Source organism: Pseudomonas poae (genome assembly GCF_001439785.1).
Classification (GTDB): Bacteria; Pseudomonadota; Gammaproteobacteria; order Pseudomonadales; family Pseudomonadaceae; genus Aquipseudomonas; species Aquipseudomonas poae.
On record NZ_JYLI01000007.1, the window covers coordinates 143287 to 169063 of the forward strand.

Here is a 25777-nt window from a genome sequence, read left to right on the forward strand (position 1 = left end):
ACTGATCCCATGAACACTCAAGCCACCTCACTGGCTGCTCCCAGGGCGGACGAGTCGAGCATCCTCGACAACATCATTGCGCATACCCTGCTGACGGCGGATGACGAGGCCTACGGTATCGCCAAGCGCGGTGTCTCGGCGTTTATCGAAGAGTTGGTCAAGCCGCACAACAGCGCAGAACCGGTCAAAAAACGCCTGGTGGACCGGATGATCGCCGAGATCGACAGCAAGCTCAGCAGGCAGATGGACGAAATTCTCCATCACCCGCAGTTCCAGGCACTGGAAGCTGCCTGGCGAGGTTTGCAGTTGCTGATCGAGCGAACCAATTTCCGTGAAAACATCAAGATCGAACTGCTGAATGTATCCCGAGCGGACTTGCTCGATGACTTCGAGGACTCGCCGGAAGTCAACCAGTCCGGGCTCTACAAGCATATCTACAGCGCCGAGTACGGCCAGTTCGGTGGTCAGCCCGTGGGCGCCATCATCGCCAACTATTTCCTTTCACCCAGTGCGCCCGACGTAAAGCTCATGCAGTACGTTTCGACTGTCGCTTGCGTGGCTCACGCGCCTTTTATCGCAGCGGCCGGGCCAGCCTTTTTTGGCCTGGAAAGCTTTACCGGTCTGCCTGACCTGAAGGACCTCAAGGATCATTTCGAAGGCCCGCAATTTGCCAAATGGCAGAGCTTTCGTCAGAGCGAAGACGCGCGCTACATCGGCCTCACCGTACCGCGTTTTTTGCTGCGCACGCCTTACGATCCCCTTGAATCTCCGGTCAAGACCTTTGCCTATCAGGAAAACGTGGTCAACAGTCACGAGCACTATCTGTGGGGGAATACGGCTTATGCATTTGCCACACGCTTGACCGACAGCTTCGCCAGGTTTCGTTGGTGTCCCAACATCATCGGTCCGCAAAGCGGCGGGGCGGTGGAAGACCTGCCCTTGCACCACTTTCACAGCATGGGTGAAATCGAAACGAAGATCCCCACTGAGGTGCTGGTCTCCGATCGACGCGAATATGAACTGGCCCAGGAGGGGTTCATCGCGTTGACCATGCGCAAAGGCAGTGACAATGCGGCATTTTTCTCCGCAAGTTCGGTGCAGAAGCCCAAGTATTTCGGCACCAGTGTCGAGGGGCGGGAAGCGGAGTTGAATTACCGGCTGGGCACTCAGTTGCCGTACATGATGGTGGTCAACCGACTGGCTCATTACCTGAAAGTGTTGCAGCGCGAGCAGTTGGGGTCGTGGAAGGAACGCACCGACCTGGAACTTGAACTCAATAAATGGATTCGTCAGTACGTCGCAGACCAGGAAAACCCCAGTGCCGAGGTGCGTGGTCGTCGACCCCTGCGTGCGGCACGCATCGTTGTCAGCGATGTTGACGGTGAGCCCGGCTGGTATCGCGTCAGTCTGAGTGTGCGGCCTCACTTCAAATATATGGGGGCGGACTTCACGCTTTCCCTTGTCGGCAAGCTCGACAAAGAATGAACAGGCACCCGGGGATGACCTGTCACCACAGCCTTTTCGAGCGCCTCGAAGGCCACGCATCCGCTCAGTCGGGCGGCATGGCCTCGGTGGCTGCCCACTTGGGGAAAATGCTCAGCACGCGCGCCGGCAGTGTCCAGACTGCAGGCGATTATGGCCTGCCGGATCTCAATGACATGCGCCAGAGCCTGCATGAGTCCTTGAGCCAGTCGCGCCTCTCGATCGAGCGCTTTATCCAGGCCTACGAACCACGCCTGACGAATGTTCGTGTCAGGGCGCTGCCGCGTGACCGCGATCCCCTGGTCCTGGCATTTTCCATAGCAGCGATGCTTGTGATTGACGGTGAGGCGCGGGCCGTGGCTTTCAGCGCGCACCTGGGCGGCGGCGGGCAGGTGGAGGTCGCGCCGGATGACCTTTAATCGCTATTACCAGAGTGAACTCAGCGCCCTGCGTCAGCTTGGGCGACGTTTCTCGGAGCGTAATCCGGCGTTGGCACCGTTCCTGGCCACAGGCGGGCAGGACCCGGATGTGGAGCGGTTACTGGAAGGTTTCGCGTTTCTCACTGGGCGCTTGCGTCAGAAGCTCGATGACGAGTTGCCGGAGCTGACCCATTCGCTGATGCAATTGCTGTGGCCCAACTACATGCGGCCGTTGCCCTCGTTCAGCATCCTGCAGTTCGACCCGCTCAAACGTGCGGGGCCGGCTATCCGGGTGGAGCGCGATACCGCAGTGGAAAGCGTGGCGATCAATGGCGAGCGTTGCCGTTTTCGCACCTGCTATCTCACCCAGGTGATGCCGTTGCAACTCAATCGTGTGGACTACGTATTCCAGGGTGAGCGCGCTTTGCTGGATCTGCACCTGGACATGAGTGCGCCTGGCAATTTCACCGAATTGGTGTTCGAGCCTCTGCGCTTGCACCTGGCAGGCGATCGTTATGTCAGCCAGGGTCTTTATTTGAGCCTGCTGCGTCATCTTGAAGGCATTGAGCTGTTGCTGCTGGACGAAAATGGACGCTCTGTTGACGGTCCTGATGGACAGCCGACGTCGCTGCGGCTGGCTGCCAGCCAGGTACAGCCGGTCGGGTTCGGCGAAGACCAGGCATTGATCCCTTATCCGCCCAATACCTTCAGTGGCTATCGCCATCTGCAGGAGTACTTTGCCTTTCCCGACAAGTACTTGTTCGTCGATGTCGCTGGCCTCGACGCCCTGCACGGGGTTCCCCACGCGCAGCTCAAACAGGTGCGCGGCATGGTGATGCGCTTCGAACTGCGTATCCAGGCGCATGAACCCCAATGGCCTGGGCTGGATAACGTAAAGCTGTATTGCACGCCCATCGTCAACCTGTTCAACCATGACGCGGTGCCGATCCGCCTGGACGGCAAGCAGGATGAATACCTGCTCGTGCCTGGTGAATACACCCGGGGCCACGCAGGCGTCTTTTGCGTGGATCGCGTGACGGGTTGGCGCCCAGGCGGGCTTGGCCACCGGGCGTTTGTGCCGTTCGAGTCCTTCGAGCATGACGCCGATGCCGGGGCATCAACTGCGCCGCCCAGCTTCAGCATTCGTCAGCGCCCATCTGGGCAGCATGCCGGGCTCGACACCTGGATGGCATTCGGTAGCAGCCACAGAGGTGAGCAGGAAACACTCTCGATCGAGCTGACGTGCACCAACCAGAACCTTGCGCAGCAACTGGCCATTGGTGAGATCAACCAACCTGGCGAGCACACTCCGGAATTCCTGACGTTTGGCAATATCACGGTGCCTACCGCGAGTTTCGCGCCGCCTCTGGACCAGGATTTCCTGTGGCGACTGATCAGTAACCTGTCGCTCAACTATCTGTCGCTGACCGATATCAACGCTTTGAAAGTGATTCTCGAAACCTATGACCTGCCGCGTTACCACGGCCGGCAAGCGCAGCAGGTCAGCCTGAAGAGGCTCGGCGCACTGCAGGCCGTCAGCCACAAAGCGGTCGACCGCTTGCACCACGGCCTACCGCTTCGCGGGGTGCGGGTGGACCTTACGATCGATCCCCAAGGCTTCCTCGGGCAAGGCGACGTCTTTGTCTTTGCCTCCGTGCTCAACGAGTTTTTTGCCCTGTACGTCAATCTCAATTCGTACCACGAACTGCGCGTTATCAGCACACAAGGAGATGTGTACCTATGGCCACCCCGTTTGGGCCTGCAGCCCTTGCTTTAACTGAACTGTCGCGGTGCGTTCGCGAATATTCGCTGTTCCAGGCGGTGCTTCTGGTGATCGAACGCCTGCGTGAGGCTCATCCGTTGCTGGACGAGGATGCGTTGTATGACCAACTGGAATTCCAGGCCAATCCCAGTCTTGGCTTTCCGGGGCATGACATAGACCAAGTGGAGTTTTTTGTGGAACAGGGTCAATTACGCGCGCGGTTGCGCCTCAATGTCCTGGGGCTGTTTGGCGCGGGTTCGCCGCTGCCGGCGTTCTATGGCGAACAGGCGTGTGCAGAACCCATGGGGGTCAACGTCACACGAGACTTCCTGAACGTCTTTCACCATCGCCTGCAACGGCTGATGTTGCCGATCTGGCGCAAGTACCGCTATCGAGCGCGCTTTCGAAACGGGGCCAGCGATGGTTTTTCGGCACAGATGTTCGCCCTGATCGGCCTGGGAAGCCGGGAAGTTCGCTCAGCGGCACGTCTGGATTGCGGACGCCTGCTGCCTTACCTGGGCTTGTTGGGTCTGCGGGCACATTCGGCGTCGATGATCGAGACAGTGTTGCGCCACTACTTCAAGCACAGCCGGGTGTTCATCGAGCAGTGGGTGGAGCGCCGTGTCTGCATCGACCGGCAGCAGCGCAACCGGCTGGGCGTTATCCACCATGCGCTCGGCCACGACCTGGTGCTGGGGCAGCAAGTAGCGGATCGCTGCGGCAAGTTCAAGGTGCACCTGATGGAGCTGAGCTGGCAGCGCTTTCACGCGTTTCTGCCCACCGGAAAGGCGTTCCTGCCCTTGTGTTCCTTGGTGCAACTAACGGCACGCGCGCCGCTTGCGTTCGACCTGCGCCTGGTACTGGCAGAGGGCGAAATACGCGCGCTGCACATCGGCGAGCGCAATGTCTGTCGCCTTGGCTGGACCAGCTGGCTGGCCCATGAACGTGCTGATGGAGCGCTCACGCTCGCCGGCCACTCTGATTAGGGATCGATGATTATGATCAATGTAGATCTGCAACAACTTATCCGCACCCTGGCCGCGCAGACCCGATACGACCTCGAGCGATCAGCCGAGCGCTGTGTTGCACGCGGTGGTCGCGAGGTGCTGGTGGAGGACCTGCTGCTGGCGTTGCTGGAACACGCCGACGGCGTACTGGTGCAGGCTCTGGCGGATGCGGGCGTGCAATTGTCGGAACTCGAGTCGACGCTTTATCCAAAGAGCGAACACAGTGCAACCCGCAACCCGGTTTTCGCGACGACGCTGGTCCACTGGTTGCAACAGGGACTGATGGTTGCGCACGTCGAATTGGGGCAGCCGGAGGTCGATCAGGGCGCCTTGTTGCTGGCGCTGCTGCGTCATCCTCTGGAACATGCGGGCAGCGCGTACCAGAAGGTGCTGAGTCGTCTGGATATCGAGCGCGTGCGCAGCTTTCTGCAAAGCAATCCGCCGCAGGCGCATACCCCGACAGCGGACTCGTTGTTGCAGCGCTTCACCCATGACCTCACACACCAGGCACGTGAAGGTCTGATTGACCCGGTGCTGTGTCGTGATGCCGAAATTCGACAGTTGGTCGACATTCTTACCCGCCGGCGCAAGAACAACCCGATTCTGATCGGAGAGGCCGGTGTTGGGAAAACCGCAATTGTCGAAGGCTTTGCCCTGCAAGTCGTCTCATCTCGGGTGCCGCCGTCGCTTCAGCAGGTGCGCGTACTCACTCTGGATCTGGGCCTGTTGCAAGCAGGGGCGGGGATCAAGGGTGAGTTCGAGCGCCGCCTCAAGGGGGTGATCGACGAGGTCAACGCGTCGCCCCAGCGAGTGATCCTGTTTATCGATGAGGCCCATACTCTGGTGGGCACGGGCGGGCAGGGCGGTGCGTCCGACTCGGCGAACCTGCTCAAGCCAGCTCTGGCCCGTGGCGAGCTGCGTACCATAGCCGCCACCACGTGGTCGGAATACAAAAAACATATCGAGAAAGACCCGGCGCTGGCGCGACGCTTTCAACCGATACGGGTGGGCGAGCCCGGTGTCGAGCAAGCCGTCTCTATCCTGCGCGGGCTGGTCCCGGTCTACGAGGCCAGCCACGGTGTATACGTACGCGACGATGCCGTCGTTGCGGCGGCACACATGAGCGCGCGTTACCTGGCGGGGCGGCAGCTACCGGACAAAGCGGTGGATGTATTGGACACCGCTTGTGCACGGGCGCGTACACATCTGGCCGTGCCCCCTGAAACGTTGCAGCGTGCAAGCGCCGAACTGGCCGAAGGCCGTCAGCACCAGCATGCGTTGCGCCGCGACGCTGATGCCGGTTTGCCCGTCGACGGATCCGTGCTGCAAGCACTGCAATCGCGGCTCAAGGCTGTTGAGTGCGAGCACCAGGCGCTGGAACAGACCTGGTTTGCACAACGTGAGCAATCACCCGAACAGCCCGAGGTTTGCCCACGCCTGGTGGCTCAGGTCATCAGCGCATGGACCGGCATTCCCGCGGAGCAACTGGTGCTTGAACACAGCGACAAGGTCCTGGGTTTTGCCGATGCGCTGCGCGCACGCATTCTTGGCCAGGATCACGCGGTGCAGGCGCTCGACCGTTGCCTGCGCGCCATGGCGGCAGGGCTGAACGAGCCTGATGCGCCGGTGGGTGTGTTTCTGCTGGTCGGACCGAGCGGCGTGGGCAAGACCGAAACGGCACTGGCGCTGGCGGACCTGCTGTACGGCGGCCGGCGGTTTGTCACCACTCTCAATATGTCGGAATACCAGGAGCAACATTCACTGTCCCGATTGATCGGTGCACCGCCCGGTTATGTCGGCTATGGCGAAGGCGGCGTCCTCACCGAAGCGGTACGTCAGCGCCCGTATTCGGTGGTATTGCTTGACGAGGTGGAGAAGGCTGACCCCCAGGTGCTGAACCTGTTCTACCAGGTGTTCGACAAGGGCCTGGCCAATGATGGTGAAGGTCGTGAGATCGACTTTCGCAACACCCTGATCCTGATGACCTCCAACCTCGGCAGCGACAGCATCAGCGCCTTGTGTGCCGATGGCCAGCGCCCCAAGCTCGAGGTTTTGCACGAGGCGATTCTTCCGTCGTTGCGCGCCTGGTTCAAGCCCGCATTGCTGGCGCGGATGCGCGTGGTGCCCTATTACCCGATTTCCGCTGAGGTGCTGGGTGAGGTGGTCAGGCTCAAGCTCGACCGTCTCGGGCAGCGGCTGGCCCGGCGCAAGCTGGCGTTCACCTATACGCCGCAATTGCTTGCGCACATGGCCCAACGCTGTGCCCATGGTGACAGCGGCGCACGCTACATCGATCAATGGATCGAGACCGACCTGCTGCCACAGATCGTGGACCGCCTGCTCGCGGCAACGGCCGCGGGCGAGTCTCTCTCGTTGGCCCATGCGTCGCTGGACAGTACCGGCCGGCCGGCGTGTGAGTTCAGCCAATGACCGATGAGATGTTTACTCGATTGCCACAGCCCCTGGTCTACGCCGAAACCTTGATGGGCTGGTTCTGCCGGCTCGGCCGTGGAGCTGATGAAAAGACCTTGGCAAACCTTTGCGTGGCTGGCGTTGCACAACTGAGCCAGTGCGAACTCTGCCAGTTGTACCGGCTTGATCAGGCTACCGGCAGGCTCGCGCTGATTGCCCAGCATTTGCACGGAGGCTGGACGGCGAGCGATCCGGCTTTGGGCCACGGAGCGCAGGATGAGCAACTGTTGCAATACGTCCTGGCCCAGGGGCAAACCATCACTTTGGATGACCTGAGCCGGTGTGTGTACGACTGCGGTTTTTTACCCGAGGCGACCACACCCTGGCGCTCCCTTTGCGGTATCCCATTGCGTGGCCCCGGCGACACCGTCAGCGGCGTCCTGCTGTGTGCCAGTCAGCGTCCGGTCGCGTTGCAGGGCTATGTAGCGTCATTGGCGCAATTGGGCAGTTTTGCCTTGGGGCAACTGGCCAGGGCATCGCGCATCGCGCCTGAGGTGAGCGTGCTGAAGTCTGGCGCTTCGCTGGCGGGAGCGTTCGGCCTGATTGGCAGCAGCACGGCGATGGAGGCGACTTGTCGCCTGATCAGCAAGGTTTTGCGCACGCCCTATACGGTGCTGTTGCGTGGCGAAACCGGCACCGGCAAGGAAGTCGTGGCGCGCGCCATCCACGCCGCAGGCCAAAGAAGTCACAAAGCCTTTGTGGTGCAGAACTGTGCGGCGTTTCCAGAGGGGCTGCTGGAGAGCGAACTGTTCGGTTATCGCAAAGGTGCGTTCACCGGTGCGCTGCGTGACTACGCGGGGTTATTCGACGCCGCCGATGGCGGCACGTTGCTGTTGGATGAAATCGGCGATATGCCGCTGTCGTTGCAGGCCAAGTTGCTGCGTGTGTTGCAGGAGGGCGAGATTCGACCGCTGGGGGCCGTTGCCTCGCACAAGGTCGACGTGCGAATCATTGCCGCTACGCACCGCGATCTGGCGGCAATGGTCGCCGAAGGCAGTTTCCGTGAGGATCTGTATTACCGGTTGGCACAATTTCCGATCGAGCTGCCGGCGCTGCGTGACCGAGACGGTGACATGCTGTTGCTCGCCCGACATTTCGCGGAAAAGGCCTGCGTGGCACTTGGAAGGGAGGCCGTCGGCTGGTCCAGTGACGCCCTGGACCAACTGACGAATCATGACTTCCCCGGCAATGTGCGCGAACTCAAATGCCTGGTGGAGCGTGCCGTGCTGATGTGTGACGAAGACGTGATCCTGCCGGTTCACCTCGCGTTGGCCCCCAGCCCGGTCACTGTCGTGGACACCACGTTGCGCCAGCGTCTGGAGCGTGTTGAGCGCACGGTGCTGATCGATTGCCTGCACAGGAATCGCGGCAACCGCACCCGCACCGCGCGTGAGTTGGGGGTGGCGCGGCGCACGCTGCTCTACCGCCTCGCTCGTTTGAATATCCCTTGCGGCGAGGCCAAGGGTGAATGCTGACTACTTTTTTTTCGTATTTCCGGCGCCCTTTCTACTCGGGCCGCGCCGCGTCACTTTCTGGGAGATACCTGATGCTTGATCGTCCGTGGCAGGTCCTGGTGCTTGCGCTGTGCTTGCTCAGCGGCTGCAACGCCAACTACGTGTTTGACGATGCCGATTACCGTCCGCTGGGCGATCCGCAGGCCGGCACGCGTGGCCAGCAAAGGGAGGTGTGACCATGCAACTGATGTTTGAAGTGTATGAAAGCGCAGGCGCAGATCCCGCGTCTACGGCCCCCAAACTGTTCTCCGAGGCCGGAGGCGTGATTGGGCGCGGCGCCGGTTGCGATTGGGTCATTGCCGACTCCAGTCGGCTGCTGTCCAGTCACCATGGGTTGGTGAGTTTTCGCGAAGGTCAGTATTTTCTGACCGACATCAGCAGCAATGGAATCTGTGTGGCGGGCAGCGGTGAGCGGCTGTGCAAAGGGCAGGCACGCCTGGTCGAAGATGGCGATGTATTCCAGCTGGGCGCACTGTCCATTCGGGCGCGGCTGGTCGCATCACAGGCCCCGCAGGGCGAACTGCAGCGCGCGGCGGGTGGGCAGATTCCCGACGATGCTTTCCTGGGGCTGGATCCGAGCCGGGCGATGGATCAGGCCTCGCTGCCACCGGACGACATCCTCGCTACCAGCGACGAACCCGCGCAACGGGTTTATCAGCAAGCGCCAGACAGGGACTATATGAGCCTGCCACGCCGGGTCGAGCCTGTTCCTGATGGACCACCGCTTGAAGATCTCGAAAGGACACCGGCTTTGCACGCGTCGTTCTGGGCGCAGTTTTCGGCGGCACTCGGACTTGACCTCAACGGTGTCGACACCCCACGGCGCGAGGCGTTGGCAATCAAAGTCGCCAGTTTGCTCAAGCAGGGCATCGAGGGCTTGCAGCAAAGCCTGCGCACCTGCGACGAGCTGAAGAACGAATCGAACCTTGCGTCTTCCGAAGCCCGCCTGCGCAGTGCCAACCCCCTGCGCCATTGCTCCGACGGTAAAGCGGCGTTGGCGGCGTTGCTGGGTATGAACGAGTGGGGGCAATTGCCGGCCGAGGCCGCCCTGGTCCAGGCCCACCGGGATATGCAATCCCATCAGGTAGCCCTGCTGACAGCGTGTCGTACCGCACTGCGCAATGGGTACCGGGTATTCGCGCCCAGCCACTTGATGTTGTGCTTCGAGCGCCAGGAAAAAGCGCCCTGGTTCAATGCCGACGGGGCGCACTGGCGCGCCTACCAACGCCATTATCAACGCCTGATCGAGGAAGAACCGTTGAGCGAGCGCCTGTTGGGCAATGACTTTGCCAATGCCTACGAAGAGCAGGTTCGCCTGATTTCCACCCTTCATGCGGCTTGCCCGGGATGATATTCATGTACAGAGCCACCCTTGTATCAATGTTGGTGTTACTCGGCGTGTTGGCCGGGTGCAGCGCACTGTCGCCTTTTTCGACCCTGACCAAAGTTGACCTGACAGTGACGGCCAATGAGCGGATCAATCCCGATCTGCACGGTCGTCCCTCTCCGGTGGTCATGCAACTGATCGAGCTGCGCCACCCCGCAGCGTTCGAAAACGCGGACTTCTTCAGCCTGTATGGGCGTGCCGAGCAGACGCTGCCCAAGGACTGGGTAAGCGGCGAGGAGCTGGAAATGCGCCCCGGCGAACGCCTGGCGCTCAAGCTCAGCGTCGGGCCGCACAGTCGCTATGTGGGAGTGCTCGCAGCCTATCGCGACTTGCCTCATGTGCAGTGGCGGTTGTTAGTGCCCGTGACGCCTGGCCGACTGACCCGCGCCGACCTGATGCTGGACGAGGACGGCATACGTCTGGCCAACCTGCCCGCCGATGCGCTGGAGAATTGACATGCAGGCTCATAACGTCATCTGGCAGGAAGGCATGCTGTTGCGGCCCCAGCACCTGCAGCATCAGGACCGCTATTACAACCAGCAACTCAATCGCACCCGTTTGTTGGGCAGTGATGCCTGGGGGTTTCTCAGCCTTGAAGTGGATGTGCAGTACCTCAAGCTGGGCAAGTTTGTCGTGACCCAGGCCAGTGGCGTGCTGCCCGACGGCAGCCTGTTCGAGCTGAGCGGCGCCATGGAACCGCTGGTGCTGCAGGTGCCGGCCAACGCCGGCAGACAGGGTATCTACCTGGCATTACCGTTGGCGATCGGCAATCAGATCGAAGCCCGTAAACCCGAGCAGGTCGATGTGGTGGCTCGCTATGTCAGTTCCACCACGGAGGTCGGCGATTCGAATGCGGGGAGCGACTCGCGCTGCCAGATCAGCTGTGGACGCCCGGATCTGCGTCTGTTGCTGGGCGAGCAGCACAGTGACCAGACCTTCGTGACGCTTCAGGTCGCTCAGGTACTGGACGCCACGAAGGACGACGGCGTGAGCCTGGATGCGGATTTCGTACCCACCTTCATCTACCTCCAGGGCTCGGGTTATGTGGGCGCGTGTCTCAAGGAAGTGATCAGTCTGCTGGCTTGTCGCGGGGACGCCATTGCCGAGCGCGTTCAGGGCAATGGTGCGGCTTCGGGGACGCACATTGCGGACTTTCTGATGCTGCAGTTGATCAATCGGGGCGAGCTGGTACTGCGTCATTACCTGAGTCAGGCCCAGGTTCGTCCGCAAGCGCTGTACCGAGAGTTGCTGGGCATCCTCGGTGAATTGTCGACCTTTGCCCATGACACCCGACGGGCGCAGTGGGACGTGCTTTATCGACACCACGACCAGGGCGCCAGTTTTCGTGGCTTGATGGACGGGCTGCGAACCGCGCTGTCCATGGTGCTGGAGCAGCATGCCATGGAACTGGTGTTGCATCCGCGCCAGTACGGCGTGCTGGTCTGCCCGGTGCGCGACCTCAAGTTGCTGGGCAGCGCGACCTTCGTGCTAGCGGCCAGCGCGCACTGTGACTCGGAGCAACTGCGCCAGCGATTGCCGGCCCACCTCAAGGTTGGACCGGTGGAGCGTATACGCGAGCTGGTCAACCTGCACCTGGCTGGCATCAAGGTCAAGCCGTTGCCAGTGGCGCCGCGCCAACTGCCGTTTCATGCCGGAAAAACCTATTTCATGCTCGAGCTCACTGCCCGGGATATCACGCAACTGGAGCAGTCAGGAGGTTTTGCCTTCCATGTCGGCGGCGAGTTTACCGCGCTCGAACTCAACTTCTGGGCTATCAGGAACTGAACATCATGAACAGGGACAGTGATTACCCTCAGGACGAGAAGACCGTCCTGCTCGACCGCGACGGTCTGGGACCGGTCCAGGGACCGATGACGGATTTCCCCACGCCGCCGCGTTTCGAACAACTGGAAGACCGGATGATCTACGCCGCTCAGGCGCAGGGTCTGCAGATGTTCAATGCCGGGCTCAATCCCTTGTTGTCCGCAGCGTGGGAACTGCTGTCGCAGCCGCATCGGCTCAGTGCCAGCGTCGGCCGCGAGAGTTTGCATACCCTCAATGAACGGCTGTCGGCGGGGATTACGCAGTTCGAGACACGCGCCCTGCATGAAGGCGTGGATCACGCCGCGGTCATGTCGGCGCGCTATGTGATCTGCAGTGTGCTGGACGAAGCCGTGGTCACCACCTCATGGGGCACCGCCGGAGACTGGTCAAAGATGAGTCTGCTCAGTCGCTTTCATAACGAAACCTTCGGGGGCGAAAAGGTCTTCCAGTTGCTGGAGCGACTGTCCCGCGATCCGCTCAAGCACCTCGCATTGCTTGAACTGCTGTACCTGTGCCTGTCGTTGGGCTTCGAGGGCAAATACCGGGTGATGGAACGCGGCGTGGTGCAGCTTGAAGCGGTACGCGACGGTGTGTATCGACAGATCCGACAGGTCAGGGGAGACCCGCCTCCCGTGCTGGTTTTGCCGTCGACAACGGAGCCGGTACGCCGCAAAAGGCGGGTGCTGATCTCCGCACCCTGGGCGGGGGCAGTGTGCCTGCTCAGCCTGCTGGCAATGTACTCGGGTTTTGCCTGGATGTTGGCCACCGAGCGCACGAAGGTGCTGCAACCCTTTCAATATTCGGCGCCGGACCTGACTCGGACGCCCCTGTAACGCTGGAGCAATGAATGAACGCATTCGTAAGGAACGCGAGCGCGGTGCTGGCTCAAATATGGGTGTGGAGCCTGCTGCTGGCGCTTTCAGGCGCACTGTTGATCTGGTTCGTGGGGCCTTTGCTGGCGGTGGATGATTACCGGTTCTGGGCGTCGTCGACCGCTCGCCTGTTGACCATCAGCGTGTTGTTTCTGCTTTGGGGGCTGGCCATGGTGGTGGCCGGCGCGCGGCGTGCAGCGCGCCTTCGAACGCCTGAGCACCAGGCCGACCAGACGCAATACGAGCGCATTGAAAACGAGCAGAAACAGGTGCGAGGTCGCTTCAAGGAAGCATTGCACACCCTGAAGACCTCCAGCCGATATGGCGAGCGCAGCCAGCGCTGGCGTGACGATTTGCCCTGGTACCTGCTGATCGGCGCGCCGCAAAGTGGCAAGACGCGTCTGCTGGCCGCCAGTGGCCTGCAATTTCCGCTCGACCGGCTCGAGCCGACGTCGACCGGGCAGACGCCTTATTGCGATTGGTATTTTGCCGACAACGCGGTACTGGTCGACACCGCCGGCCGCTACCTGACCCAGGCCGACCGAACGGTGGACGCGGCGGGCTGGACGATGCTGTTGCGACTGCTGAGGACACGCCGGCATGCACGCCCGCTCGATGGCGTCGTGGTGACCCTGTCGGTGGAAGCGCTGCTCGGCCTGAATGATCACGATCTGGACCATCACGCGCGGCATGTGCATACGCGGCTGCAGGACATCCAGCGAACCCTGCGTGTGGACTTGCCTGTGTATCTGGTTTTGACCCAGGCCGACCGACTGACGGGTTTTGCCGAATATTTCGATTCAACTCAAGGTGATGCTGCCGAAGCGGTACTGGGGGAGCGCCTGATTGAAAACGCGGCGGGGGTCGAGATAGCTCAGGTGCGCAAAGCGTTCGAAGCCTTGTTGCAGCGCTTGAGTGGTGAGCTGATCCCGCGTCTGCATCAGCAGCGTAACCTGCAGCATCGCGGGCCGATGCTGGATTTTGCCCAGCACGCTGCGCAACTGGGCGAGCGCCTGTGTGCGTTTATCGAATTGGGGTTTTCCGCGCATCGCTACCAGCGCATCAATGGGTTGCGCGGCTTCTACCTGACCAGCGCTGCCGAGCCGCGTGCCGGTTTTATTCAGGGCCTGTTCAACCGGGTGATTTTTGCCGAGGCCGGTCTGGCCGTTCTTCAGGGCCAGGAGCAACGGCGCATTCGCCGGCGCCAGTGGGCAGGGGCGCTGGCCGCGTCGCTGGTTATCGGTGCGGCGGGAGGGTTGTGGGCAAACAGTTACACGCTCAATCAGCAGCGTCTGACGCAGTTGCAGGCACTGACCGTAGAACCACCGGTGACGGACGGTACGCTGGAGGCGTTGCCGCTATTGGACGCGCGCCTTGCGGCAACCGGGGTTTTTCCTCCAGCGCAGGAGGTCGGTTGGGTGGAGCGTGCTGGGCTGTATCAGGGCGCGGCGAGCCGGCCGACGCTGATCGATGCCTACGCGCAATCCCTGCAACGGCAATTATTGCCCCGCGTGGCTGCGTTGCTTGAAGAGCAGGTGCGTAACACTCTCGGTGACCGTGAGCGCTTGCTGGACAACCTGCGCGCCTACCTGATGCTGGCGCTGCCGCAACGTCGTGACAACCCGTGGCTGGCGCAGCATATGGCCGCGCTATGGTCTGCACGCCACGCCGCCGATGGTTCGGCGCAGAAGCGCTTGAACCTGCACCTGGCAAGCTTGCTGGGGCAAGACTTCGTGGCGCCGCTTGACGATGATCTGGTGGCACAGGCGCGCCAGGCCTTGCGCGGTGAGTCCCTGGCCGATGTGGTTTATCGGATGCTGCGAGAGCAGGCGCGCAATCTGGAGCCTTTGCGGCTTGCCGAGGGCAGTGTGTTCGCTGCGATCGATCAGCCAATACCGGGGTTCTACAGCAAAAAATACTGGCAGTATTTCGAGGCGCAGGGTGCGCGCCTGGTGAACGCCATCGCTCAGGATAACTGGGTACTCGGTGAGGCGAGCGACCTCAGCGCCATGGACCTGCGCCGGCTGATGCTCGAACTGGAACAACGCTACTTCAGCGAGTACGCCGACGTCTGGAGCGAGGCGCTGGGGCGCATTCGGCTACAGGAGATCGATAGCCTCAAAAGCGCTGCCGAGCAATTTGCCAGCCTCACATCGGCGCAGTCGCCACTGGTGCAGATGTTGCAACAGGTCAGGGAAAATACCCGGTTGTCGCCCGCGAGCGAGCGCCTTGGTGAGGTCGCCGTTCAGGTCGGGGCGCTCGGCGCAAAGGTCGAGGCGGCAGGCGCGATGTTGACCAGCCCATTGCAGGGGCTTACCCAGGCGGATACCGCTCGACGCGCGTTGCAACGACGTTTTGAGCCCCTGCACCAGTTGCTCGATGAGCAGCACAACCCTGGCACTGCGGTGAGCCATGTGTTGCAACTGTCCGATCAGTTGCAGTTGCAACTGGGGACGCTGACTCGGGAAAGTTCGTCGGAGCAGGCGGTGTTCAACAGGGTCAAGCGCCGCATGGATGGCCAACAGGATCTGCTTGGTGATTTGCGTGAAAGCGCCGCCCGGCTGCCACTGCCGCTGTCCACGTGGTTCGGCGCGATTGCGGATGACACCTGGCAACGCCTGCTGGAGGAGGCCTACTTACACGTGAACCAGCGTTATCAGAGTGAGGTGTACAGCGTTTACGCCAAGGCCATTCGCCAGCGGTACCCGTTCAATGCCAGCGCGGGTAGCGATGTCGCTCTCAGTGACTTTCAGGAATTCTTCGGGCCCCAGGGCGTGCTGGCAAGGTTCCAGGAGACTTACCTGCGGCCTTTTATCAGCGCTGATGGCAGCCGACACCGTTTGCGGAGCATCGACGGTCGCAGTTTGCCTGTGTCGCGCTCGCTGCTGGATCAACTGAGCAAGGTGCAACTCATCCGGCGCAGTTTTTTCAGTGAGCAGGGCGAGTTGTCGGTGCGCTTCAGTCTGGCGCCCTACAGCCTGGATCAGGCGGTCAATCGCGCGATTCTGCGCCTGGGCACTCAGCAGTTGGAGTATCGCCATGGGCCCATCGTCCCCATGGTGTTCCAGTGGCCTGTGGAGGGTGACAATGGTCGCAGCAGCCTGGTACTGGAGCGGGGCGCCGAGCGGCCGTTGGGTATCGAGAAGAATGCCGGGGCCTGGTCGGTGTTCAGGCTGTTTGACCTGATGCAAAGCGAGCCCGCAAGCGGTCGGGATGCGCAATTGCTCAAGTCCGACCTCGCAGGCTTGCGCGCCAATTACCTGTTGACCAGTCAGCGCACGCCCAGCCCGTTCCAGATGGCGGACTGGCGCACCTTCCGGTTGCCGGAGCAACTGTGAGCCAGGCAGATGCGCGCTGGCGCAGTGCCGGTCATACGCGACGCGGCAAGGATCGTTCACGCAATGAGGACGCATTGCTCGACTGCCCCGAGCGGGGTTGTTGGGCGGTGGCGGACGGCATGGGGGGACATCGCGCCGGGGACGTGGCCAGCCAGTCTGTGGTGAGCAGCCTGGCGTCAATGGCTGGCCATGGCGACCTTGATCAGCGCGTGGGCGCTGTCCGGCGCTGCCTGCAAGAGGTCAACCGGCAACTGCTAAATACGGCGCAGGGTCCGCAGGACGTTATTGGCAGCACCGTTGTAGCCCTGCTGCTGGAAGGTGATCGCGCGGCATGTGTCTGGGCGGGGGACAGCCGCTGCTATCTGTGGCGTGGGCAGAGTCTTTACCAACTGTCCCGGGATCATTCGCGGAAGCGGCAACTGATGGAAGAGCACCGGATGAACGCGCAGCAGGCCGGCGCCCAGCCGGATGCCAGGGCCCTGACCCGTGCGGTTGGCGCGCACGAGCGCTTGCATCTTGAGGTGCTGGAACTCGGTACATGCCCTGGCGATGTATTTCTGCTGTGCAGCGACGGTGTCTACCAGACACTCGACCATGGCGAACTGGGCCGGGCACTGAGCCTGGATACGCCGCAACACATGCTGGATCGCGTGTTTGAGTCGGTATTGCGCGGCGCGGCGCGGGACGACCTCACGGCCGTGGTAATCCAGCGATGACAGCGCCTCTGTGCCCCGGCGACCTGCTCGCGGGTCGCTATCAGCTCGAGCGCGTGCTGGGCATCGGAGGTATGGGCGTGGTCTACCGCGCCCGCGACCTGTTGCATGAGCAGTTCGGTGAACCTCGGTCCAGCGTTGCGTTGAAAGTACTCGGCGAGTGTTTTTCCGAATGCCCGGATGCCCATGTGCTGCTGTACAGCGAGTTCTCCCTGACACGCAGCCTTTTGCACTCTGGGGTGGTGCGCATGTTCGGCTTCGATGTCGACACCCGCCGGCAGTTGGCGTTTTTCACCATGGAATTGATGCACGGTATCACCCTGGATCGGCTCCTGCTGGAGCGTCCCGCCGGCTTCGGCTGGCACGAGTGGCAGCCAATGGCCCTGCAACTGCTGGACGCATTGGCTTATGCCCATGGGCAGGGCGTGCTGCATGGTGACGTGAAGCCGGGCAATGTCATGGTGGGGGAGGCGGGGATACGTCTGTTCGATTTCGGCCTGGGCCAGTGGCAGGCAATGACAGGGCTGCCCGGTATGGACCGTCATCGCATCAGCGCCTGGACGCCTGCTTATGTCGCGCCAGAGCTGTTGGAGGGGGCAGAGCTGTCAGCGTCGGCAGATGTTTATGGCGCCGCGTGCGTGTTGTATCAGATGGCACAAGGGCGGCGTCCGGGCGAGCGCAATCCCACTCATGTGCTCAACCGACCCCGCCAGCTGCCGCGCCATTGCTGGCCAGCCTTGCGCACGGCGCTGGCGATGGACCCGGCGCAGCGAACGATCACGGTCGCCGAAGTGCGCGAGGCGCTGGCTGGCCGCTCATGGCGCTGGCTTGCCTAGCGATGGATTACTCGGCGACCTCATACAGCTCGCAATATTCAGCCCAACTCAGGCCGGCCATTTGCGCGACTTCCTTGTGCACTTCAAGGCGCTGGGCGGCGAAAGTTTCGGGCGAATCGGCGGTGAGTTTGAGCGTCAACTCCCAGGCGAACAGGCCCTGACGCTCAGCTTCGGCTTCAAAGGCTTCGTTCAGGCGCTCGGCGCGGTATTTGGCCGGGGTTTCACCCTTGGCTTGGGCAGCGAGCGGGTTCAGGGTGTCCAGTTCGGTTGCAAGTTCCGGGTGATCGCTCAGGAAGCGATCCAGCGCCAGTTGATGGTTATCGCCGGGTTCGGACAAGGGCGTGCTCCTTTGCAAGGTCTCAGAGGTCGGTCTGCAGGTTGCGTCGGGCGCGTTTGCGCAGACGACGATCGATTCTGGAACTGATCGGCTGCAACAGAAAAAACATCAGGTAGGCCGTCAGTACCAACGTCAGGTCCACCCAGGTTCCGGCGACCGGTTCGTCTGAAAATATCTCGACGACGTCCTTGATCGCGAACAGCAGGGCGACCCCGCCCAGCCATAGCAAGGCTTTTAACAGCAATGGTTGCAGGTTGTTTGACAGTTTATGTTGCATCCCGAGCTTACCTTTGCGGTGCATGACTTCCTCTCAGGCGGCGGTGGTTGAGTAGGCCACCGTGCCTGAAAGCGTCACCGATGATAACGATTAGGCAGGTTTAGGGATTGATCCAGAGCAGAAAGTTCATTTATTTGTTGATGAATACCGAAGTCACACCCTTGCAGCAGGCACCAGAAAAGCGGCCTCCAGCAACTGACGGGTATACCCATGCTGCGGATCAGCAAAGATCGCCGCCGCATCGCCCTGTTCCACCACTTGCCCCTGTTTCACCACCATCAGTTGATGACTCAATGCCTTGACTACCGCCAAATCATGGCTGATGAACAGGTAGGTCAGGTTGTACTTGGCCTGCAAGCCGCGCAGCAACTCCACCACCTGGCGCTGCACCGTGCGATCCAGGGCTGAAGTCGGCTCGTCCAGCAAAATCAGCCTGGGCTTGAGCACTAGCGCGCGTGCAATCGCAATACGCTGGCGTTGCCCGCCGGAAAACTCGTGGGGGTAGCGGTGCCGCGACTGCGGGTCCAGCCCCACTTCCTTGAGCGCCGCAATAATTGCCGCTTCCTGCTCGGCGGCTGTACCCATCTTGTGAATGCGCAGGCCTTCACCGACGATTTCACTGACGCACATCCGCGGGCTCAAGCTGCCGAACGGGTCCTGGAATACCACCTGCATCTCGCGACGCAGTGGCCGCACCTGTTGCTGAGTGAGTTGATCCAGTGGCTGACCCTCGAAACGAATACCGCCATTGCTCGCGATCAGCCGCAGGATCGCCAGGCCCAGGGTGGATTTACCCGAGCCGCTCTCGCCGACGATGCCCAGGGTCTGGCCTTGGGGCAGGCTGAAATTGATGCCGTCCACCGCCTTGACGTAATCAACCGTGTTACGCAAAAAGCCCTTCTTGATCGGGAACCAGACCTTCAGGTCGTCGACTTCCAGTAATGGCGGCCCAACTTCATTGGTGGCCGGCCCACCGCTGGGCTCTGCCGCCAGCAGTTCCTGGGTGTAGGGGTGTTGGGGCGACTGGAACAAGGTCTCGCAGTCGGCCTGTTCAACGATGCAACCCTGTTGCATCACGCACACCCTGTGGGCAATACGGCGCACCAGGTTCAAGTCGTGGCTGATCAACAGCAGCGCCATGCCCAGCCGCGCCTGCAATTCCTTGAGCAGCTCCAGAATTTTCAGTTGCACGGTGACGTCAAGGGCGGTAGTCGGCTCGTCGGCGATCAGCAGTTCCGGCTCGTTGGCCAGTGCCATGGCGATCATCACGCGCTGGCGCTGGCCGCCTGACAGTTCGTGAGGCAGGGCCTTGAGGCGCTTGTGCGGCTCGGGAATGCCCACCAGTTCGAGCAGTTCAAGGGTCCGCCGGGTGGCGACCTTGCCGGTGAGGCCCTTGTGCAGGCCGAGCACTTCGTTGATCTGCTTTTCGATGCTGTGCAGCGGGTTCAACGAGGTCATCGGCTCCTGGAAGATCATCGCGATGCGGTTGCCGCGAATATGTCGCAGGGTCTTTTCCTTGAGCGTCAGCAGGTCTTGCCCGGCGTAGCCGATGGTGCCGCTCGGGTGCCGCGCCAGCGGGTAGGGCAGCAGGCGCAGGATCGAATGGGCGGTGACCGATTTGCCGGACCCGCTTTCGCCGACCAGCGCGAGGGTTTCGCCGCGCTTGATGTCGAAGCTGAGGTTGTTGACCACGCGGTGGTGGTGCTCGCCCGTGACGAACTCGACGGAGAGGTCGCGGACTTCGATCAGATTGTCCTGATTCATCTCATTTCCTCGGGTCGAAGGCATCGCGAGCGGACTCGCCGATAAACACCAGCAGACTCAGCATGATCGCCAGCACGGCAAAGGCACTGATGCCCAGCCACGGCGCCTGCAGGTTGGATTTGCCCTGGGCCACCAGCTCGCCCAGGGACGGAGAACCGGCCGGCAGGCCGAAGCCGAGAAAGTCCAGGGCGGTGAGGGTGCCGATGGCACCGGTGAGGATGAATGGCATGAACGTCATGGTGGAGACCATGGCATTGGGCAGGATATGGCGGAACATGATTGCGCCGTTCTGCATGCCCAGTGCCCGGGCCGCGCGCACGTATTCAAGGTTGCGCCCGCGCAGGAACTCGGCGCGCACCACGTCCACCAGGCTCATCCACGAGAACAGCAGCATGATTCCCAGCAGCCACCAGAAGTTGGGCTGCACGAAACTGGCGAGGATGATCAGCAAGTACAGCACCGGCAGCCCGGACCATATTTCCAGGAAACGCTGCCCAGCGAGGTCCACCCAGCCGCCGTAGAAACCCTGCAACGCCCCGGCGATCACGCCGATGATGGAGCTGAGCACGGTCAGCGTCAGCGCAAACAGCACCGACACACGAAACCCGTAGATCACTCGCGCCAGCACGTCGCGCCCCTGGTCATCGGTGCCCAGCAGGTTGACGCTGGACGGCGGTGCCGGTGCCGGAACCTTGAGGTCGTAGTTGATGCTCTGGTAGCTGAACGGGATCGGTGCCCACAGGGTCCAGGCGTCCTTGGCCTTGAGCAGTTCGCGGATATACGGGCTCTTGTAGTTGGCTTCCAGCGGGAATTCGCCGCCGAAGGTGGTCTCCGGGTAGCGCTTGAGCGCCGGAAAATACCAGTCGCCGTCGTAATGTACGGCCAGCGGCTTGTCATTGGCGATCAGCTCGGCGCCCAGGCTCAGGCCAAACAGGATCAGGAACAGCCACAGCGACCACCAGCCACGCTTGTTCGCCTTGAACCGCTCGAATCGGCGGCGATTGAGGGGGGACAGATTCATCTCAATGCTCCCGGCTGGCGAAGTCGATACGCGGATCGACCAGGGTGTAGGTGAGGTCGCCGATCAGTTTCACCACCAGCCCCAGCAGGGTGAAGATGAACAGCGTGCCGAACACCACCGGGTAATCGCGGTTGATGGCCGCTTCAAAACTCATCAGGCCCAAGCCGTCGAGGGAGAAGATCACTTCCACCAGCAGCGAGCCGGTAAAGAAGATGCCGATGAACGCCGAGGGGAAGCCGGCGATCACCAGCAGCATGGCGTTGCGGAACACATGGCCGTAGAGCACGCGGTGGTTGGTCAGGCCCTTGGCCTTGGCGGTGACCACGTATTGCTTGTTGATCTCGTCGAGAAAGCTGTTCTTGGTGAGCAGGGTCATGGTCGCGAAGTTGCCGATCACCAGCGCGGTGACGGGCAGCGCCAGGTGCCAGAAGTAATCAAGGATCTTGCCGCTCACGCTCAGTTCGTCGAAGTTGTTGGAGGTGAGGCCGCGCAGGGGGAACCAGTCCAGGTAACTGCCGCCGGCAAACACCACGATCAGCAGGATGGCGAACAGGAACGCCGGGATCGCATAGCCGACGATGATCGCCGAGCTGGTCCACACGTCGAAATGACTGCCGTGTCGCGTGGCCTTGGCGATCCCCAGGGGGATCGACACCAGGTACATGATCAGCGTGCTCCATAACCCGAGGGAGATGGACACCGGCATCTTTTCCTTGATCAGGTCGATGACCTTGGCGTCACGGAAGAAACTGTTGCCAAAATCCAGCCGGGCGTAGTTCTTGACCATGATCCACAAGCGTTCCGGCGCCGATTTATCGAAGCCGTACATTTTCTCGATTTCCTGAATCAGCGCCGGGTCCAGGCCCTGGGCGCCACGGTAGCTGGAGCCGGCCACGGCCACCTCGGCTCCGCCGCCGGCGATGCGGCTGGTGGCGCCTTCGAAACCTTCCAGTTTGGCGATCATCTGTTCCACCGGGCCGCCGGGGGCAGCCTGGATGATGACGAAATTGATCAGCAGAATCCCGAACAGCGTGGGGATGATCAGCAACAGGCGACGAACGATATAGGCCAGCATTCAATCGCCTCCCTTCGCCGGATCGGCGTCAGCCTGGGCGCCTGCGGCTGTCACTGGCGGCACATTGGGTTTGGCCCACCAGGTGGCGGTGCCGACGTCGTACAGCGGCGACACTTTCGGGTGGCCGAGGTTGTTCCAGTAGGCCACGCGGAAGGTCTTGATGTGCCAGTTGGGAATCACGTAGTAGCCAAATTGCAGCACTCGGTCCAGGGCCTTGGCGTGGGCGATCAGGCTGGTGCGCGAGTTCGAATCGATCAGTTGCTCCACCAGTTGGTCGATGGCCGGGTCCTTGAGGCCGATGTAGTTGCGGCTGCCAGGCTTTTCGGCGCTGGTGGACTTCCAGAACTCGCGTTGTTCGTTACCCGGCGAGGAAGACTGCGGGAAGCTGCCCACTACCATGTCGAAATCCCGTGAGCGCAGGCGGGTGATGAACTGGGATACGTCAACCCGGCGAATCACCAGGTTGATGCCCAGGTCCGCCAGGTTGCGTTTGAACGGCAGCAGGATACGTTCGAACTCGGTCTGGGCCAGCAGGAACTCGATGGTCACCGGTGTGCCGGTGGCGTCGACCATCTTGTCGTCAACGATCTTCCAGCCCGCCTGTTGCAGCAACTGGTAGGCCTCGCGCTGCTGGGCGCGGATCATGCCGCTGCCGTCGGTTTTGGACGGTTCGAAGGCCTGGGTGAATACCTCGGGCGGGATTTTGTCGCGTAACGGCTCGAGAATGTTCAGCTCATCGGGGCCTGGCAGGCCGGTGGCGGCCATGTCGGAGTTCTCAAAATAGCTGCGGGTGCGGGTGTAGGCACCGTTGAACAGCTGTTTGTTGCTCCACTCGAAGTCCAGCAACAGGCTGATGGCCTTGCGCACGCGCACGTCCTGGAACATCGGCTTGCGGATATTGAACACAAAACCCTGCATGCCGGTGGGGTTGCCGTTGGGGATTTCTTCCTTGATCAGCCGGCCCTGGGTAACTGCCGGTACGTTGTAGGCATTCGCCCAGTTCTTGGCGCTGAACTCGGACCAGTAATCGAACTGTCCGGCCTTGAGCGCCTCGAGGGCCACGGTGGCATCGCGGTAATAGTCGGTGATGCGGTTGTCGAAGTTGTACAGGCCCTTGTTGATCGGCAGGTCCTTGCCCCAGTAGTCCTTGACCCGCTCATAGCGCACGGAACGCCCGGCCTTCACTTCAGCCACTTGATAAGGGCCGCTGCCGAGAGGGAACTCGAGGTTGCCCTTGTTGAAATCGCGGCTGGCCCACCAGTGTTTGGGCAGCACCGGCAGTTGGCCGAGGATCAGCGGCAGCTCGCGGTTGTTGGTGCGCTTGAACTTGAACAGCACGCGCAACGGGTCTTCGGCGATCACTTCGTCGACATCGGCGTAGTAGGTGCGATAGAGCGGGGTGCCGTCCTTGATCAGGGTCTGGAAACTGAAGACCACGTCTTCGGCGCGAATGGGGTGGCCGTCGTGGAAGCGCGCCTCGGGGCGCAGGTAGAAGCGCACCCAACTGTTGTCCGGGGCCTTTTCGATCTTGCCGGCCACCAGGCCGTATTCGGTGAAGGGCTCATCCAGGCTCTGGGTGGCCAGGGTGTCGTAGATCAGGCCGATATTATCGGCGGGCACGCCTTTGCTGATGAATGGGTTGAAGCTGTCGAAACCGGTAAGGCTGGACTCGCGAAACGTGCCGCCTTTGGGCGCGTCCGGATTGACGTAATCGGTGTGCTTGAAATCGGCCGGGTACTTGGGTGGCTCGTTGTACAGGGTCAGCGCATGCTGCGGCGCTGCCTGGGCGGCGCTGCACAGCAACAGGCTGCCCAGCAGGGCGTTGCGCAAAGACGTCATTGGGCGTTCTCCGAAGCTTTCAGCCACCACGCACTCAGGCCCAGGCTGTAGGGCGGCGTGGTGACAAAGGCGAACCGGTTGCGGTAGGCCAGGCGATGATAGTTGAGGTACCAGTTGGGAATGCTGTAATGCTGCCACAGCAGCACACGGTCCAGGGCGCGGCCGGCGGCCAGTTGTTCTTCGCGGGTCTTTGCCGCGAGCAGTTGGTCCAGCAGGTGATCGACCACCGGGTTGGCAATGCCGGCGAAATTCTTGCTGCCCTTGATCGCGGCCTGGCTGGAGTGGAAGTACTGCCACTGTTCCAGGCCTGGGCTGAGGGTCTGGTTGAGGGTGACCAGGATCATGTCGAAGTCGAACTGATCCAGGCGCTGCTTGTATTGCGCGCGATCGACGGTGCGCAGGCGGGCGTCGATGCCGATGCTGATCAGGTTCTCGACGTAGGGCTGCAGAATGCGCTCCAGGTTCGGGTTGACCAGCAGGATCTCGAAGCGCAGCGGTTGCCCGTCCTTGTTCAGCAGACGCTGGCCCGACAGTTTCCAGCCGGCTTCGCCGAGCAGGCCCAGGGCACGACGCAGGGTTTCGCGAGGGATACCGCGCCCGTCGGTCTGCGGCAGACTGAAGGGCTGGGTCAACAGATTGGGTGGTAACTGGTCGCGGTAAGGCGAGAGCATCAGCCATTCATGGCCGACCGGTACGCCGGTCGCGGCAAACTCGCTGTTGGGGTAATAGCTGAGGGTACGTTTGTAAGCGTTGCTGAACAGGGCACTGTTGGTCCACTCGAAATCGAACATCAGCCCCAGGGCTTCGCGCACCTTGGTCTGGCTGAAGGTGGGTCGCCGGGTGTTCATGAACAGGCCCTGGCTCTGGGTAGGGATCTGGTGGGCGATCTGCGCCTTGATCACTTCGCCACGGTTGACCGCCGGGAAGTTGTAGCCACTGGCCCAGTTCTTGGCCTGGTGCTCGATATAAATGTCGAACTCGCCGGCCTTGAACGCTTCGAACGCCACATCGCTGTCGCGGTAGAACTCGACTTCGACCTTGTTGTAGTTATAAAAGCCCCGGTTGACCGGCAGGTCCTTGCCCCAGTAGTCCTTGATCCGCTCGAACACCAGTTGCCGGCCCGGAATGACCTTGCTGATGCGGTACGGGCCACTGCCCAGGGGCGGTTCGAAGGTGGTGGCCTTGAAGTCGCGGTTCTTCCAGTAGTGCTGGGGCAGCACTGGCAGTTCGCCCAGGCGCAGGATCAGCAACGGGTTGCCCGCACGCTTGAACACAAATCGGATGCGATGGCGGTTGAGAATGTCCACCCGCGCCACTTCCTGCAGGTTGGTACGGTATTGCGGGTGACCTTCGGTGAGCAGGGTGCGATAGGAAAACGCCACATCGTAGGCGGTGATTGGTTTGCCATCGTGAAAGCGCGCTTGCGGACGCAGGTTGAACACCACCCAACTGCGGTCCTCACTGTATTCCACCGACTGCGCAATCAGGCCATAGCTGGACGTGGGCTCGTCGCCGGACGGCGCGTACTGGCCGGTGCCGACCATCAAAGGTTCGTTCAGTTCGTTGACGCCGTATTGCAGGAAGTTGGGTGTGGATACCGGGCTTGAGCCCTTGAAGGTGTAAGGGTTGAGGGTATCGAAGGTGCCAAACGCCATCACCCGCAGGGTGCCGCCTTTCGGCGCTGCAGGGTTTACCCAATCGAAATGGGTGAATTTGGCCGGGTACTTGAGCGTGCCGAACTGCGTGTAACCGTGGCTCTCGGTTATCGTCGCGTGCGCACCAAAGCTCAAGGCCAGACTTATTAGTAGAAGGAGGGGACGCTTCAAGTCAGAGATCCG

General features: G+C 61.5%; 21 protein-coding genes. 14 read left to right on the forward strand and 7 right to left on the reverse strand.

Annotated features, from left to right (window positions below; all coding sequences use genetic code 11):
• Positions 1–9: 9 nt before the first annotated feature.
• The 14 genes from tssC to TU75_RS10810 all read left to right on the forward strand — a co-directional run bounded on the left by tssC (position 10) and on the right by TU75_RS10810 (position 17626).
• Positions 10–1485 (forward strand): type VI secretion system contractile sheath large subunit, encoded by a 1476-nt coding sequence (tssC, locus tag TU75_RS10745; protein WP_060548918.1) that lies wholly within the window; start codon positions 10–12, stop codon positions 1483–1485.
• Positions 1486–1499: 14 nt separating this feature from the next.
• Positions 1500–1901, forward strand: coding sequence for a type VI secretion system baseplate subunit TssE (tssE, locus tag TU75_RS10750; protein ID WP_060548919.1), 402 nt, complete (start codon positions 1500–1502; stop codon positions 1899–1901).
• Entirely contained in the window at positions 1891–3678 is a 1788-nt protein-coding gene (gene tssF, locus TU75_RS10755; RefSeq protein ID WP_015371827.1) for a type VI secretion system baseplate subunit TssF, read from the forward strand. Before tssE ends, tssF begins: the two co-directional genes overlap by 11 nt.
• Positions 3642–4649, forward strand: coding sequence for a type VI secretion system baseplate subunit TssG (tssG, locus tag TU75_RS10760; RefSeq protein ID WP_060548920.1), 1008 nt, complete (start codon positions 3642–3644; stop codon positions 4647–4649). Before tssF ends, tssG begins: the two co-directional genes overlap by 37 nt.
• Before the next feature lie 12 nt (positions 4650–4661).
• Positions 4662–7100 carry an AAA family ATPase gene (locus TU75_RS10765; protein ID WP_060548921.1) on the forward strand — a complete coding sequence of 813 codons (2439 nt, stop codon included), beginning with the start codon at positions 4662–4664 and terminating at the stop codon, positions 7098–7100.
• The gene (locus TU75_RS10770) at positions 7097–8617 is read left to right on the forward strand and encodes a sigma 54-interacting transcriptional regulator (protein WP_060548922.1); all 1521 of its coding nucleotides are present in this window, start codon (positions 7097–7099) and stop codon (positions 8615–8617) included. Before TU75_RS10765 ends, TU75_RS10770 begins: the two co-directional genes overlap by 4 nt.
• 71 nt (positions 8618–8688) lie before the next feature.
• On the forward strand, positions 8689–8832 hold the full coding sequence (locus tag TU75_RS10775; protein ID WP_003235485.1) for a hypothetical protein: 144 nt from the start codon (positions 8689–8691) through the stop codon (positions 8830–8832).
• A 2-nt stretch (positions 8833–8834) separates the two neighbouring features.
• Positions 8835–10007 carry a type VI secretion system-associated FHA domain protein TagH gene (gene tagH, locus TU75_RS10780; protein ID WP_060548923.1) on the forward strand — a complete coding sequence of 391 codons (1173 nt, stop codon included), beginning with the start codon at positions 8835–8837 and terminating at the stop codon, positions 10005–10007.
• Positions 10008–10012: 5 nt separating this feature from the next.
• Positions 10013–10498, forward strand: a complete 486-nt coding sequence (gene tssJ / locus TU75_RS10785; RefSeq protein ID WP_060548924.1) for a type VI secretion system lipoprotein TssJ — start codon at positions 10013–10015, stop codon at positions 10496–10498.
• 1 nt (position 10499) lies between these two features.
• Positions 10500–11828: a type VI secretion system baseplate subunit TssK gene (gene tssK, locus TU75_RS10790; RefSeq protein ID WP_003235490.1), complete on the forward strand. Its 1329-nt coding sequence runs from the start codon at positions 10500–10502 to the stop codon at positions 11826–11828.
• A gap of 5 nt (positions 11829–11833) precedes the next feature.
• Complete coding sequence (gene icmH / locus TU75_RS10795; protein WP_015371834.1) at positions 11834–12700, forward strand: type IVB secretion system protein IcmH/DotU; 867 nt, start codon at positions 11834–11836, stop codon at positions 12698–12700.
• Between the two features lie 14 nt (positions 12701–12714).
• Positions 12715–16077, forward strand: coding sequence for a type VI secretion system membrane subunit TssM (gene tssM, locus TU75_RS10800; protein ID WP_060548925.1), 3363 nt, complete (start codon positions 12715–12717; stop codon positions 16075–16077).
• Positions 16074–16793: a PP2C family protein-serine/threonine phosphatase gene (locus tag TU75_RS10805; RefSeq protein WP_060548926.1), complete on the forward strand. Its 720-nt coding sequence runs from the start codon at positions 16074–16076 to the stop codon at positions 16791–16793. The genes tssM and TU75_RS10805 overlap by 4 nt, the downstream gene beginning before the upstream one ends.
• Positions 16790–17626, forward strand: coding sequence for a serine/threonine-protein kinase (locus TU75_RS10810; protein ID WP_060548927.1), 837 nt, complete (start codon positions 16790–16792; stop codon positions 17624–17626). Before TU75_RS10805 ends, TU75_RS10810 begins: the two co-directional genes overlap by 4 nt.
• Before the next feature lie 7 nt (positions 17627–17633).
• On the opposite strand, the gene TU75_RS10815 is transcribed toward TU75_RS10810, so the two are convergent.
• From TU75_RS10815 to TU75_RS10845, 7 genes are all read right to left on the reverse strand, one after another.
• Entirely contained in the window at positions 17634–17963 is a 330-nt protein-coding gene (locus TU75_RS10815; RefSeq protein ID WP_003235501.1) for a DUF6388 family protein, read from the reverse strand.
• A 22-nt stretch (positions 17964–17985) separates the two neighbouring features.
• Positions 17986–18240, reverse strand: a complete 255-nt coding sequence (locus tag TU75_RS10820) for a hypothetical protein (protein ID WP_003235503.1) — start codon at positions 18238–18240, stop codon at positions 17986–17988.
• A gap of 153 nt (positions 18241–18393) precedes the next feature.
• Positions 18394–20004 carry an ABC transporter ATP-binding protein gene (locus tag TU75_RS10825; protein WP_060548928.1) on the reverse strand — a complete coding sequence of 537 codons (1611 nt, stop codon included), beginning with the start codon at positions 20002–20004 and terminating at the stop codon, positions 18394–18396.
• 1 nt (position 20005) lies between these two features.
• Positions 20006–21025 (reverse strand): ABC transporter permease, encoded by a 1020-nt coding sequence (locus TU75_RS10830; RefSeq protein ID WP_003235508.1) that lies wholly within the window; start codon positions 21023–21025, stop codon positions 20006–20008.
• A 1-nt stretch (position 21026) separates the two neighbouring features.
• Positions 21027–22100: a microcin C ABC transporter permease YejB gene (locus TU75_RS10835; protein ID WP_060548929.1), complete on the reverse strand. Its 1074-nt coding sequence runs from the start codon at positions 22098–22100 to the stop codon at positions 21027–21029.
• Complete coding sequence (locus TU75_RS10840; protein ID WP_003235511.1) at positions 22101–23939, reverse strand: extracellular solute-binding protein; 1839 nt, start codon at positions 23937–23939, stop codon at positions 22101–22103.
• Positions 23936–25765 (reverse strand): extracellular solute-binding protein, encoded by a 1830-nt coding sequence (locus TU75_RS10845; protein ID WP_060548930.1) that lies wholly within the window; start codon positions 25763–25765, stop codon positions 23936–23938. The genes TU75_RS10840 and TU75_RS10845 overlap by 4 nt, the downstream gene beginning before the upstream one ends.
• Between the last annotated feature and the right edge of the window lie 12 nt (positions 25766–25777).